The sequence below is a fragment of the Burkholderia sp. S-53 genome (genome assembly GCF_025560745.1).
GTDB lineage: Bacteria > Pseudomonadota > Gammaproteobacteria > Burkholderiales > Burkholderiaceae > Burkholderia > Burkholderia pyrrocinia.
In genome coordinates, this window is the sequence record NZ_CP090484.1 from 3,238,207 (window position 1) to 3,250,424 (window position 12,218).

General features: G+C 66.1%; 11 protein-coding genes. 3 read left to right on the top strand and 8 right to left on the bottom strand.

Annotation, left to right across the window (positions count from 1 at the left end; translation table 11 throughout):
* Positions 1-88: 88 nt before the first annotated feature.
* The gene (locus LXM88_RS36570; protein ID WP_262544322.1) at positions 89-853 is read right to left on the bottom strand and encodes a cyclodeaminase/cyclohydrolase family protein; all 765 of its coding nucleotides are present in this window, start codon (positions 851-853) and stop codon (positions 89-91) included.
* 189 nt (positions 854-1,042) lie between these two features.
* Here LXM88_RS36570 and LXM88_RS36575 point away from each other — a divergent pair, with 189 nt between their 5' ends.
* Positions 1,043-2,086: a nucleotide-binding protein gene (locus LXM88_RS36575; RefSeq protein ID WP_262544323.1), complete on the top strand. Its 1,044-nt coding sequence runs from the start codon at positions 1,043-1,045 to the stop codon at positions 2,084-2,086.
* A gap of 234 nt (positions 2,087-2,320) precedes the next feature.
* Positions 2,321-2,593: a hypothetical protein gene (locus LXM88_RS36580; protein ID WP_262544324.1), complete on the top strand. Its 273-nt coding sequence runs from the start codon at positions 2,321-2,323 to the stop codon at positions 2,591-2,593.
* A 150-nt stretch (positions 2,594-2,743) separates the two neighbouring features.
* Here LXM88_RS36580 and LXM88_RS36585 read toward each other — a convergent pair whose 3' ends face one another.
* The 7 genes from LXM88_RS36585 to LXM88_RS36615 are packed head-to-tail and all read right to left on the bottom strand — an operon-like array spanning position 2,744 to position 10,037.
* Positions 2,744-3,808, bottom strand: a complete 1,065-nt coding sequence (locus tag LXM88_RS36585) for a 2-aminoethylphosphonate aminotransferase (protein WP_262544325.1) — start codon at positions 3,806-3,808, stop codon at positions 2,744-2,746.
* Positions 3,808-4,989 (bottom strand): phosphonopyruvate decarboxylase, encoded by a 1,182-nt coding sequence (gene aepY / locus LXM88_RS36590; protein ID WP_262544326.1) that lies wholly within the window; start codon positions 4,987-4,989, stop codon positions 3,808-3,810. The genes LXM88_RS36585 and aepY overlap by 1 nt, the downstream gene beginning before the upstream one ends.
* Positions 4,986-6,674: a phosphoenolpyruvate mutase gene (aepX, locus tag LXM88_RS36595; protein ID WP_262544327.1), complete on the bottom strand. Its 1,689-nt coding sequence runs from the start codon at positions 6,672-6,674 to the stop codon at positions 4,986-4,988. The genes aepY and aepX overlap by 4 nt, the downstream gene beginning before the upstream one ends.
* Positions 6,671-7,438: a phosphocholine cytidylyltransferase family protein gene (locus LXM88_RS36600; protein WP_262544328.1), complete on the bottom strand. Its 768-nt coding sequence runs from the start codon at positions 7,436-7,438 to the stop codon at positions 6,671-6,673. The genes aepX and LXM88_RS36600 overlap by 4 nt, the downstream gene beginning before the upstream one ends.
* A gap of 36 nt (positions 7,439-7,474) precedes the next feature.
* Positions 7,475-8,476, bottom strand: a complete 1,002-nt coding sequence (locus LXM88_RS36605) for an HpnL family protein (RefSeq protein WP_262544329.1) — start codon at positions 8,474-8,476, stop codon at positions 7,475-7,477.
* Complete coding sequence (locus LXM88_RS36610; RefSeq protein WP_262544330.1) at positions 8,473-9,282, bottom strand: HalD/BesD family halogenase; 810 nt, start codon at positions 9,280-9,282, stop codon at positions 8,473-8,475. The genes LXM88_RS36605 and LXM88_RS36610 overlap by 4 nt, the downstream gene beginning before the upstream one ends.
* Complete coding sequence (locus LXM88_RS36615) at positions 9,279-10,037, bottom strand: CDP-alcohol phosphatidyltransferase family protein (RefSeq protein WP_262544331.1); 759 nt, start codon at positions 10,035-10,037, stop codon at positions 9,279-9,281. The genes LXM88_RS36610 and LXM88_RS36615 overlap by 4 nt, the downstream gene beginning before the upstream one ends.
* 652 nt (positions 10,038-10,689) lie before the next feature.
* On the opposite strand from LXM88_RS36615, the gene LXM88_RS36620 reads away from it, so the two are divergent.
* The gene (locus LXM88_RS36620) at positions 10,690-12,204 is read left to right on the top strand and encodes an acetyl-CoA hydrolase/transferase family protein (RefSeq protein WP_262544332.1); all 1,515 of its coding nucleotides are present in this window, start codon (positions 10,690-10,692) and stop codon (positions 12,202-12,204) included.
* The last annotated feature ends 14 nt before the right edge of the window (positions 12,205-12,218 follow it).

The window sequence follows — 12,218 nt, forward strand, 5'->3', positions numbered from 1 at the left end:
AAAGTCCGGGATGATATTCCAGACAGTGGTGCGACTGCGCCCCCTTCCTGGGGGGTGGCGTGGCGGGTTTAGACGTGGCGGCGCACTATTACGGCGCATCTTTGTCGGCAGGCGTGGTGTATCCGTTCGCGGCCAGTTCCGGCAGCGGCAACTGGAGCGAAACGCTACCCTCTACGGCAAGTGAGTCGAGCGCTTCGGCATTTAGTGACGTGACGCAGTGCAGTGCAGTCTCTTGCTTCTGCTGCAGTAGTTTGAGCAATTCGGTGCACCGGCCGATCTTGTCTTTCGCGTACTTTCGTTCCTTCAGCCCCTTGATATTCAGGTTCGCGATGAACAGCCCCGACGTGATCGCGGCGATCGCTGCGCTGATCGCCGCTCCCGAGTCGCCCCGTACGGCCTTCCAACCGTGCTCGAATACAGTCACGCCGTGGTTGATCAGCGGTAGGCACGCGTCAATGATTTCGAAGGTATTGTCGGTGGCGACCTCGAGCTGGTCGTTCGAGCGTCGCTGGAGCGTGGCTCGGATGTCCGGGTCGATGGCCCGATCACGCTCCATCCGCAATCTAACGATCTCGGCGAATTCAGTGGCGTCCTTTTCGAAGAGCGCGCGCAACGTAGACTCGGTCGCGACCAACTCATCCAGGATGTGACGCAGCGTGGCTTCTGTCAGCCGGTCGGAGGTCTTTTCCAGGCTCTTGAGGCAGACCGTGCGGATCAGCTTGACGGCGAGCAGTCCCATCAGGGCTGCAGCGCTCCCGGAGCCTGGCGATGCTTGCCCTGCACCGAAAGCGTCAAGTAGACGGGTCGCCGGCTGTGTGAGCAGTTCGATGTTGGGCGGCACGAGGTCATCCATCGCGTATTCCTTGCTTTTTCCGAGGCGGTTTGGTGCGCCGGGGCGATACCGAAGCTAGTAAACATTGTGGCGCTAATGTTCAGTAGCTGTCGAGCGCGTTACAAATACCGGTACAAAATTGCGCTTAGGCGCTACGATTGGCTCACGGTTGCCGCAGGGGCGGTGGCCACGCGCACAGGAGCTGCCGCCATGCGGCTGAAGGACTATTACAACTTGATCGTGTCTGCCGAGCCAGGGCACTGGGACCTCGGCGAAGGCAAGACTTCGAAGGGACGCTTTCACTATTTCACCGATGACATCGTCAAGGCCCGTTTCTCCCCGATGAGCGACGCGGTCGAGATGAGTCTGAAGCAATACCCTGCGATTTTCGCCTGTGAGACCAATCATCAGTCACCCACGCCGGCGTACGTGGGCCACATCACGAAGGTCGAGCATCGGTCCGACGGCTACTACCTACACTTCGAGCGAGACAATCGCATTGAGCCGATTCCGCAGGACCAATTGCTCTTGATGGCAGACGCATTGGACATCCGCCGGCCCGCCCGCGGCTTCGGGTGTCTCGATAGCAGCCATTGGTCGGTCAAGCAGCTCGATTTGTATCGCGTTCTGCAGCGCTACGGCCTGATCCGGCCGCGTTCAGGCGATACCGCATCGTCTTGGCTTTCTGGCGCTTCGGATGGTCCGGTGGACGTGGCGGCCATCCTGAACACTGTGCCCTCGATCGGCCACTCCAGTTCGGCGCCTGCTGCTGCCGTGCGGAGACCCGACACCGATGCTCCACAAACGGCCGCCCCCTCCCGCGTTTTCCTTGTGCATGGCCACAACGTCGCTGTTCGTGAGGAAGTTGCGCGTTTCATCATTACGCTTGGCCTTGAGCCGGTGATCCTGCACGAGCAGGCCAACGAAGGCCGCACGATCCTCTCGAAATTCCAGGACGAAGCGTCGCGTGCGGCCTTCGCTGTAATCCTGATCACGCCCGATGATCGCGGCGGGGTGGCTGGCGCAGACCCCAGCGCGTACCAAGCTCGCGCTCGCCAAAACGTGGTGTTCGAGTTTGGATTCTTTGCCGGCTCGCTCGGGTTGAAACACGTATGTGCGCTGGTGCAGGGGCCGGTTGAGAAGCCGTCCGACATCGACGGCCTTGTGTACGTGTCACTGTCCGGTGACTGGAAGCTGCAACTCATCAAGGAAATGAAGGCGGCGGGCATACTGATCGACCTGAGCCGGTTGTAATGGCGCACAGATTGCCATGTCCATGGCGTTGCCATTGAGATCAGCTGTCGAATCTGCATTCATAGTGTTTTGAAAGGAGATCATGCGTCTGAGTCAGTCACCAAGAGTTTTCAGTACCAGTCCCGTAGTAACCTGAGCGGCAGCCGGCGTACCTACTGCGTCAGCGTAACGTCATGGCCGACGGGCTACAGCGCGCGCGTGATCGAACTCCAGTCCAAGAGTATCGAGATCCCCGTGACCCTGCCGGACGGTCCGCGATACGACATAAGCCCGTCTGCGTTTCACCAGCTGAGACGGCATTATCGCGGTGAGTTGATCGGCGAGATCAAGGCAGAGTTGCGGCGCGACGCGGTGCGGGCAATCGACAGCGTGCCTTACCCGACGAAAATCGAGTCGTGCGACTGCTTTATCCGTGCTGATCGCGAGCATGAACTTTGGCCAACTGGTTATCCAGACGCGCAGCACGACGATCTGAGCGACTTGATTGACTGGCAACCGCACCGATAGCCAAGGGCAACAAAATTGTCAACAATTTTGCTTTGTTAGTTGACTGGCCATCCTGGCCGAACGCCGACAATGTGTCCCGCGTTTCCCAGAAATCCGCGAAAAACAAAAAAGGCCCTCACGGGCCTTAGGTCGACGAGAAAAGTCAGCCGCTTACCGCGTCAACTCGGTAAACCCCTCCAGCAACCGCTCGACATCAGCCGCTTGAATCGCACCCATCGTCGAGATCCGGAACAGTTCCTTCGACAACCCGCCTTGCCCCGCGTAGATCACGAAGCCGCGCGCCTTCAGGCCGTCGTGCAGCGTCTCGTACGTGACGCCCTGCGGCAACCGGTACGCGCGCAGCACGACCGACGACGCGCCTTCCGGCAGCACCAGCGGCATCCCGCGCGCCGCGAGCCCGGCTTGCGCCTGATCGGCGAGCGCCTTGTAATGCGCATGGCGCGCGCGCCATCCACCAGCCTCATCAAACTCGCGCAGCGCCTCGACGAGCGCGTAGTACGCGTGCACGGACGGCGTGAACGGCGTGTTGCGCTGGTCCTGCAGCTTCGCGAGACGGCCGAGGTCGAGGTAGTACGTGCGGCTCGCGGCCTTTGCGAGCGCACTGCGGCGCACGATCACGAACGCCGCGCCCGGCACACCGTGCAGGCACTTGTTCGCGGTCGCGGCAACCGCGTCGATGTCGCCGCCGGCGAAGTCGATCGCTTCCGCGCCGAAGCTGCTGACGCCGTCGACGAGCAGCCTCACGCCGCGCGAACGGCATACGTCGGCGATCGCGCCGAGATCGTTCAGGCGGCCCGTCGTCGTTTCGTGATGGATCACCGCGACATGCGAGAAGCCACCCGCGTCGAGGCGCGCGGCGATCTGCGCGAGGTCGGGCGCCTGCATCCATTCGTGCTTCAGCACGTCGTGCGCGATCCCGTACTGCGTCGCGATCTGCGTGATCCGCTCGCCGTACACGCCGTTCTCGATCACGAGCAGCTTGCCGTCCTGCGGCACGAGCGCCGCGATCATGCTCTCGACGGCGGCCGTGCCCGAGCCCGTCATCAGCACGGCGGCCCATTCGGCCGGATCGAGTTCGTATGCGGCGACGAGGCGCGCGCGCGCTTCGTCCTGCAGGTCGAAGAATTCGCTTTCGCGATGGCACAGGTCGGGTTGCAGCAGGCTGCGGCGCACGCGTTCGGTCAGCGTTACCGGGCCGGGGTTCAGCAGCAGCATCAATGGGCTCCTTCAGCGTGGGCTTCGGTCTGCGCGGCGCCGATGTGCCGCATCAGACGGGTCTTGACCTCGACCGGCGTGACGGTCGGGCGGGGCAGGCCGTCGGGCACGCCCGTGCGGATCGCGAGACGCACGAACTGCGGGCCATTGCTTGGCGCCGCCAGCGTCGCATCGAGCACGTCGAGCGTGTCGCCTTCGACCGCCGACGCGTAGCCGCACGCAGCCGCGACGCCCGCGAACGACACATGCTGCGACACGGTTGCCTGGCCGCCCGTCGATTCGTGCGCGCCGTTGTCGAGCAGCACGTGCGTGAGATTGGCCGGGCCGTAGGTGCCGAGCGTCGCGAACACGCCCATGCGCATTAGCGCGGCGCCGTCGCCGTCGACGGCCACCACCCGCAGGTCGGGGCGCGCGAGCGCGAGGCCGAGCGCGAGCGGCGTTACGCAGCCCATCGAGCCGACCATGTACAGCTGGTTCGGGCGATCGTCGAGCGCGTAGAGTTCGCGGCCGCAGAAACCGGTCGACGCGAGCACCACGGTCGAATCGACCGGCGTGTGCGCGATCACGCGTTGCAGCGCGTCGTGACGGGGCGGCCACGCGTCGGCCGACGCGGCGCGCGACGACGACTGCGCGGCGACATGCGCGCGCGGCGTCGCCGCCGGGTTTGCCTTCAGTTCATACGGCGCGACGCTGCCTTTCTGCATCACGAGCGCATACGGGCGGCCCGTCGCGTCCATGTGCGCGATCGCGCGGTCGAGTGCCGGGCCGACCTGTTCGGGGTCGGTCGGGAACGTCTCCCACGGGATCTCCATCGTGTCGAGCATCGCGGGCGTGATCGGGCCCATCAGCGCGTGCTGCGGCTCGTCGGCGACGCCTGGCTGGCCGCGCCACGTGACGATCAGCAGTTGCGGCAGCCGGAACGTCCAGGTCAGCGACGTCAGCGGGCTCACCGCGTTGCCGAGCCCCGAGTTCTGCATCATCGCGATCCCGCGCTTGCCGCCGAGCGTCGCGCCCGCGATCAGCGCGACCGCGTCGCCTTCGTTCGCGGCCGACACGTAGTGCAGCGTCGGGTCCTGCAGCACGTAGTTGATGAACGGCGTCAGGTACGAGCAGGGCACGCCCGCGTACCAGTCGAAGCCGCGTTCGCGCGCGGCCTCGACGAACTGGGCCGCTTCGATCATTGCGCGCCCCCGTTGCCGGCGCCCGGTTCCGACAGCGGCGTCTGGCCATGCGCGAAGTCGCCTGCGCGGCGGAAGTCTTCGAGATCGTTGACGCCGCGCCAGTGGCCGTGCACGTATTGCACCTCGATCTTCTCGCCGGCGGCGATCAGTTCGTTGAGCAGCGACGGGATGTCGAGCGTGTCGAAATCGTCGCGCGCCTGCAGCGTCGCGAGCATCGCCTTCAGGCGGTCGACGCCGGCGCCGCGCACGTTCAGGAGGCCGATCCAGCGGCCGTGCGGCGTGCCGGTGGCGACGTCGCTCGATACACGTTGCAGATACGTCTTCTGGCCGAACAGGCCGCGGTCGTCCGCAGCCGAGCAGAGCGCGAAGTCGCGCACGCTCTGGTTCGACGGCTGCGTCAGCGACGAATCGACGACGACGCTGAATTCGGCCTCGCTCTCCGCGAGGTCGCGCAGGATGTAGCTGCGGAACAGCAGGTCGCCGTACGAGATCACGGTGTCGCCGGTCAGGCGTTCCGCCGCGCAGGCGAGCGACGCGAGTTCGCCCGTCTGCGCATGGCGCTCGTTGACGACGAGCTTGATGCCCGACGTGTCGATCGCGTCGGCGCGATAGCCGCCGACCACGGTGATGTCGTTCACGCCTTGCTTCTTGAAGCCGTCGACGAGCCAGCGCAGCAGCGGCTTGCCGGCGACCGGCAGCATGACCTTGGGTTTGTCTTCGGTGACGGCTTCGAGCCCCTTGCCGCGGCTTGCGGCGAGCACGACCGCCGCGTTCGACGCACGCGACGACGACGACAGGTAGATGCGCTCGGCCGCCGAGTATTCGTCGGCGTCCTGCAGGCGGAAGATCTCGTTGACCGACGCGACGCGGTCTTCGACGTTGATCAGCGTTTCGTTCTCGTGGATCTCGCGCGCGACGGCCTGCATCGCCGACGCGGACGCACGGATCAGGTGGTTCGCCCAGATCACGGTGCTGATGCCGGCTTGGCGGAACACGTCGGTCGGCGTGCTGTAGTACTTGGTCGGCACGATCACGAGCGGCGCCTTGCCGCTCCATTCGCGCGCGAACTGCAGGATCTCGTCCGGGCGCGACAGCTTGCTGTGGATCAGGATCGCGTCGGCGCCGGCTTCCGCATACGCGTTCGCGCGGCGCAGCGCCTCGTCCATCCCCCAGCCCGCGATCAGCGCCTCGACGCGCGCGACGATCGAGAAGTCGGGATCGGTCTGCGAATCCTTGCCGGCCTTGATCTTGCCGCAGAACTCGTCGATCTCGGCGAGCGGCTGGCGCTCGCCGTCGATGAAGCTGTTCGTTTTCGGGAACTGCTTGTCCTCGATGCAGACGCCGGCGATGCCGCGCTGTTCGAGCTTCTTCACGAGGCGGCGCACGTTGTTGAAGTTGCCGTAGCCGGTGTCGCCGTCGAGCAGGATCGGCAGGTCGCTCGCGTCGGCCATGAATTCGAGCACGTCGACGACCTGCGTCCAGCTGGCCTCGTTGTTGTCGCGCACGCCGAACTGCGCGGAGATCGCGAGGCCCGATGCCCAGATCCCCTTGAAGCCGGCCTCGCGGACGATCCGCGCGGACAGGCCGTTGTGCGCTTCCATCAGGAATTCGAGGTCGCTGCTGACGAGCATGCGGCGCAGGCGTGCGCTGCGCGATTCGGTGAAGTTGGGTTCGCGTGCGTTCATCGTGCGGCTCCAGCGGTAGTGCGTTGAATCAGGGGAAGGATTTCTTGCGTGGCGCGTGCGACATCGTTCGGGAAGTCGATCTCGATCCACGGCGAGCCGGTGACATCGGCGACGTCGAACGAATGACCGCCTTCGAGCAGCAGGTCGCGCACGGCTTCCTCGTGCGGCATGTTCGCGCGGCCGCTGTCGACATAGCCCGCGACGATCGTCGCGAGGCGGCGCGCGGTGCCTTCGGTGAAGCGGAAGAAGCCGACCGATTCGCCGATCGTGTCGTAGTCGAGGTCGACCGCGAGCTGCTTGCGCAGCTCGACCGGCACGCCGTTCTTCACGCACAGCTTGACGGGTTCGTCGCCGGCCTCGAAGTCGCGATCGATCAGCAGGCGGTCGACCGCCTTGTCCGGATCGGCCACCAGCGCGTGCAGGATGTTCTCGTCATACAGCACGTCGGCGTCCATCAGCAGCACGTCGCCGCCGCGCGTCATCGCATCGGCGACGGTATGCACGGTCAGCACGCTGCCGAGGTCGTAGCGCTCGTTCAGCACGATTTCGGCCTGGCGGCCGAGGCGCTTCAATTCCTGCTCGACCTTCTCGGCCTGGAAGCCGAGCCCGAGCACGATCTCGTCGATGCCCGCGGCGTCGAGCACGCGCAGATGGCGCTCGAGCAGCGAAACGTCGTCGAAGCGCAGCAGGCACTTCGGGAATTGCGCCTCGGGCGGTTGTTGCAGGCGCAAGCCGAGGCCTGCCGCAAGAATGATGGCTCGCATGGGTTCTCCAACCAAAAAGCCGGCGGATCTGAACGATCAGTCGGCGAGCGGCTGCGGCGCACGGCGCCGCTGCCAGTTTCTTTCACTGAAATGCAGATAGAGCAGGCCGGGCAGGCCGAGCGCGAGTTCGCGCGCGCGCTTTGCGAGCGACAGCGCGAGCGCCGCGTCGGGCGGCAGGCCGACCAGCGGCGCGAGCAGCAGGTAACCGCCTTCCTGCGCGCCGAGCGAGCCCGGGATCGCGAAGGCCGCGCCGCGGATCGCCTGGCCGACGCTTTCGAGCAGCAGCGCGTCGAGCCAGCTCACCGGGTGCCCGAGGAAGTGCAGCGCGAGCCACACTTCCGCGGTGCCGACGATCCAGCCGACGAGGCTCAATGCGAAGGTCTTCGCGACCTTCGCACGATCGCGGTACAGCGCACCGACCGCATCGTCGATCGCGTCGGCGCGGGTCGCGAGCGACGACCAGTCGCGCGGGCCGAGCAGCTTCGACGCGAGGCGCAGGCCGCGGCCGAACAGCCCGCGCCGCTGCGCCAGGTAGAACAGCGCGGCGAGCGCGCCGAGCACACCGGTGGCGATCAGCGCGGGCGTGCGCAGGTGCGCGACCGATTCGTGCGTGGCATACAGGCTGAACGCGGCGATGCCGATCAGCGCGAACGCCATCTGCGCGAGCGCCTGCATCGTCGTGCTGACGGTCACGGCGGCGGCCGCATCGGCCATCCGCGTGCCGCGCTGCGCGAGGTGGCGCACCATCAGCACGGGGCCGCCGATCTGCCCGGCGGGCAGCAGGCTGTTGACCGATTCGCCGACCCAGCGCGCGCGCAGCGCATTGCCGAGCTCGGCGCCCGGCTGGCCGCGGCGGAACATCACGGAGATCGCGATCGCGTCGATCACGAGCGGCACGACATGGAACGCCGCGACGAGCGCGAGGCCCCAGCCGGCCGCGAGGAACGTGGACGCGACCGCGCCGACGCCCTGCCATGCAAGGAGTGCGATGAAGAGTGCCGTCCCGAGGGACAGCAGGATCAGGCCGGCGCGTGTCATGATCCGGTCGTGCGTCGCGTGGCCAATTGCTTGAACACCTGGCGGAAGCCGAAATACGCGATCGCGTCCTTCATGTTCGAGATGAAGCGCTTCCACGGCCGCATGCCGGGGTTCGTCACGTATTCGAACGTCAGCGACACGCGCATCTCGTTCTGGCCGAGCGGCGTGATGCGATGGCGCAGCTTGTCGCCGTCGAACAGCACGATGCCGCCGTCGGCGATCTGCACGGAGCCCGGTTCGTCGGGCACGTCCGGGTTGCGCGTGTGCAGCTCGTAGTCGAGCCGGCACGACGATTCGTCGATCACGCCGATCAGCAGCGTGTAGCGGCGGCCGTCGTAGTACGACGTGTCGTAGTGCCAGCCGATGTGGTCGCCGGGCTTCGTGTAGTAATACAGCGCGTACGCGTGCGGATCGTCGTCCGGCGACAGCATCAGCTTGTCGCCCGTGACCTTCTCGAGGAAGCCGATCAGCGCCTTGGAGCGATACAGCTCCGCGATGTACGGCGCCTGTTCGTCGATCGTATGGCGGCTCACGCTGCCGCCCTGCTTGTGGCCGGGCAGGTAATTGCGGTTCAGGCCGGCCTGCATCGCGCGGGCGGCCGCCGCGAGCTTCGCGTGCGCGTCGGTCGGCAGGAAGGCGTCGAGGTACAGGAACGACCCCTGGCGCGTGTAGTCGTCGCGCAGGCGGTGTAGGTCGAGATGGCCGACGCAGTCGGCCACCGTGCGATCGGGGGCGGACGCGGCCGCGCGCGCAGGCGCGGGGCGTGCCGGGCTCAGCACGGAGTCGTCGCGCGTGCTCGGAGTCATTTGGAAGCCTGGATTTCGGTTGGGTTTTGAGCGCCTCCGGACCTGTCGCTGCGCGCCAGGCCCCCCGACGGGGACAAGAAAACCTGGGGCGACCCGGCGTTTTCTTGCGGGAGGTTGCCGCGCCGGACGATGCGCCACCAGTCGATCACGACCCACGCGGCGAACAGCGGGGCGCCGATCGACGCCGCGAGCAGGAACGGCTCGACGCCGTCGACGAGCGTCACGAGCGGCAGCAGGTACAGCACGTCTTCGGTCTCGAAGCCGCCGGCGAATGCCTGTTTGGTGCCGGCCTTGCCGGCGATCGATTCGATCCGCATGCGCAGGAAGAAGATCAGCGCGACGGCCGCGCCGGCCACCGCGCCGAGCAGCACCGGCGACGCGGCCATCTGGCCGCCTTGGGCGACGATGCCGAGGCCCATGCTGACGAACAGCGCGATCGTCACGAGCGCATCGGCCGCGAGGTCGTAAAAGTGACCGATCTTGCTGGACTTGCCGCTGATGCGCGCGAGTTCGCCGTCGGTGTGGTCGACGAAGTTCGACAGCACGATCAGGAACGCGCCCGCGTTGCTCCAGCCGAAACCGCCGTGCGCGAGGCACCAGGCGCCGGCGAGGCCAATCAGCAGACGAAGCGTAGTGAGGTGATTCGGGGTGACCGGCGTATCGACAAGCGGTCGGACAAGCGAGCGCGCGAGCCGCGCATCCCAGGTGCGTGGCAGGGGGGGCTCGGAGCGTGTGACGGTTTTTCTTTGGTCCATCGGCGAAATATATACGGAATTGTAATTTGTTGCTTTTTATTCGATCAATGTCCTGACATACGGGAGTGTTACCGCGTCTTGCGGGTCGCGGCCGGTCGAAAACCGGGCGTGCGAAAGGGCGCGCAAACGCGGCGGCCGGGCCCGTATTCCAGTGTGGCTCGCATCGCGCGGCTGTCAAGGACGGACGGGCCTCGAAGGGCTGCGCGGCGGTGCTTTTCGCGCATGCCGGCGGACGGTGCGCGGCGCATGCGACCTTGACCTGCGTCAGGCCCCGAAAAGGTGCATCGGGCGACAATTGGCCGCGCCGCATCCGGGTCGACAATTGCCGATCGACGGGCGGCAAATTGCAATGGAAATCCGCTGATTAATTCGCGAAGGTTGGCGATCTGCAAGCGGTCATTTGTCCCGATGCTTTCGCGCACCTTTCGTGTGCATCCGGTTCATGCGGAGCACCTGTCACAGAACGGTCGTTCGATACCCGGCAAATCCGGCAAGGATCTTTTGCATCCAGCGGACATTTCGCGGCGATCGCCTCTGCGATACTCCGACCGTGCCTGTGGTGCCGGCCGCCCCGAGCGGCCCCAAGGGCTTCATGTCGCTCAGGAGCGCCCCCCGCGACGTCAACGACAGACCAAAGCGTCAGAAACCAGCCATGTCTTCATCACGCATCCTCGCTCCCGCCCTGCGTTCGCTCGTCCGCACCGCCGACGAAGCCGCCGCGCTGATCCGTCCCGGCATGACCGTCGCGATGAGCGGCTTCACCGGTTCGGGCTATCCGAAGGCCGTGCCGGCCGCACTTGCCGCCCATATCGACGCGGCGCACGCGCGCGGCGAGGACTTCCGGATCAATGTGCTGACGGGCGCGTCGACCGCGCCGGAACTCGACGGCGCGCTCGCCCGCACCAACGGCATCTCGATGCGGCTGCCGTACCAGTCCGACCCGACGCTGCGCGACAAGATCAACAGCGGCGAAGTCGACTACCAGGACGTCCACCTGAGCCACGTCGCGCAATATGCATGGTTCGGGCTGTACGGCGATCTCGACGTCGCGATCGTCGAAGTCGCGGGCATCCGCGAGGACGGGCTGCTGATTCCGTCCGCGTCGATCGGCAACAACAAGACGTGGCTCGAACGCGCGAAGCACGTGATCCTCGAGGTCAACTCGCGCCAGCCGCTCGGCCTCGACGGGATGCACGACATCTATTACGGCACCGCGCTGCCGCCGCATCGCAAGCCGATTCCGCTGACGCAGAGCGACGACCGGATCGGCGAGCCGTACCTGCGCTGTCCGGCCGACAAGATCGTCGCGATCGTCGAGACCGACGCACCGGATCGCAGCAATGCGTTTTCCGCGCCGGACGAGACGTCGAAGCAGATCGCGCTGCAACTGATCGACTTCCTGCGCCACGAAGTGAAGCGCGGCCGCCTGCCTGAAAACCTGCTGCCGCTGCAGTCGGGCGTCGGCAACATCACGAACGCGGTGCTCGCGGAACTCAGCTCGGCCGGCTTCTCGAACCTCACCGCGTACACCGAAGTGATCCAGGACGCGATGCTCGACCTGCTCGACGACGGCACGCTGAGTTTCGCGTCGGCCACCGCGCTGTCGCTGAGCCCGGCCGCCGTGCAGCGCTTCGCCGACGAGATCGCGACGTTCCGCGAGAAGATCGTGCTGCGCCCGCAGGAGATCAGCAATCATCCGGAACTCGTGCGCCGTCTCGGCTGCATCGCGATGAACGGGATGATCGAGGCCGACCTCTACGGCAACGTGAACTCGACGCACGTGATGGGCACGAAGATCCAGAACGGCATCGGCGGCTCGGGCGACTTCGCGCGCAACGGCTACCTGTCGTGCTTCATGTCGGCGAGTACCGCGAAGGGCGGCGCGATCTCGCGGATCGTGCCGATGGCGAGCCACGTCGACCATACCGAGCACGACGTCGCGGTGGTCGTCACCGAGCAGGGCCTCGCGGACCTGCGCGGCCTGTCGCCGAAGCAGCGCGCGCGCAAGATCATCGCGACCTGCGCGCACCCGGATTACCGGCCGATGCTCGAGGACTACTTCGAGCGTGCGTCGCGCGAAAGCTTCGGCAAGCACACGCCGCATCTGCTCGCCGAAGCGCTGTCGTGGCACGAGCGCTACGTGCGGACCGGGACGATGAAGGTCTGACGAGACGCGAAGCG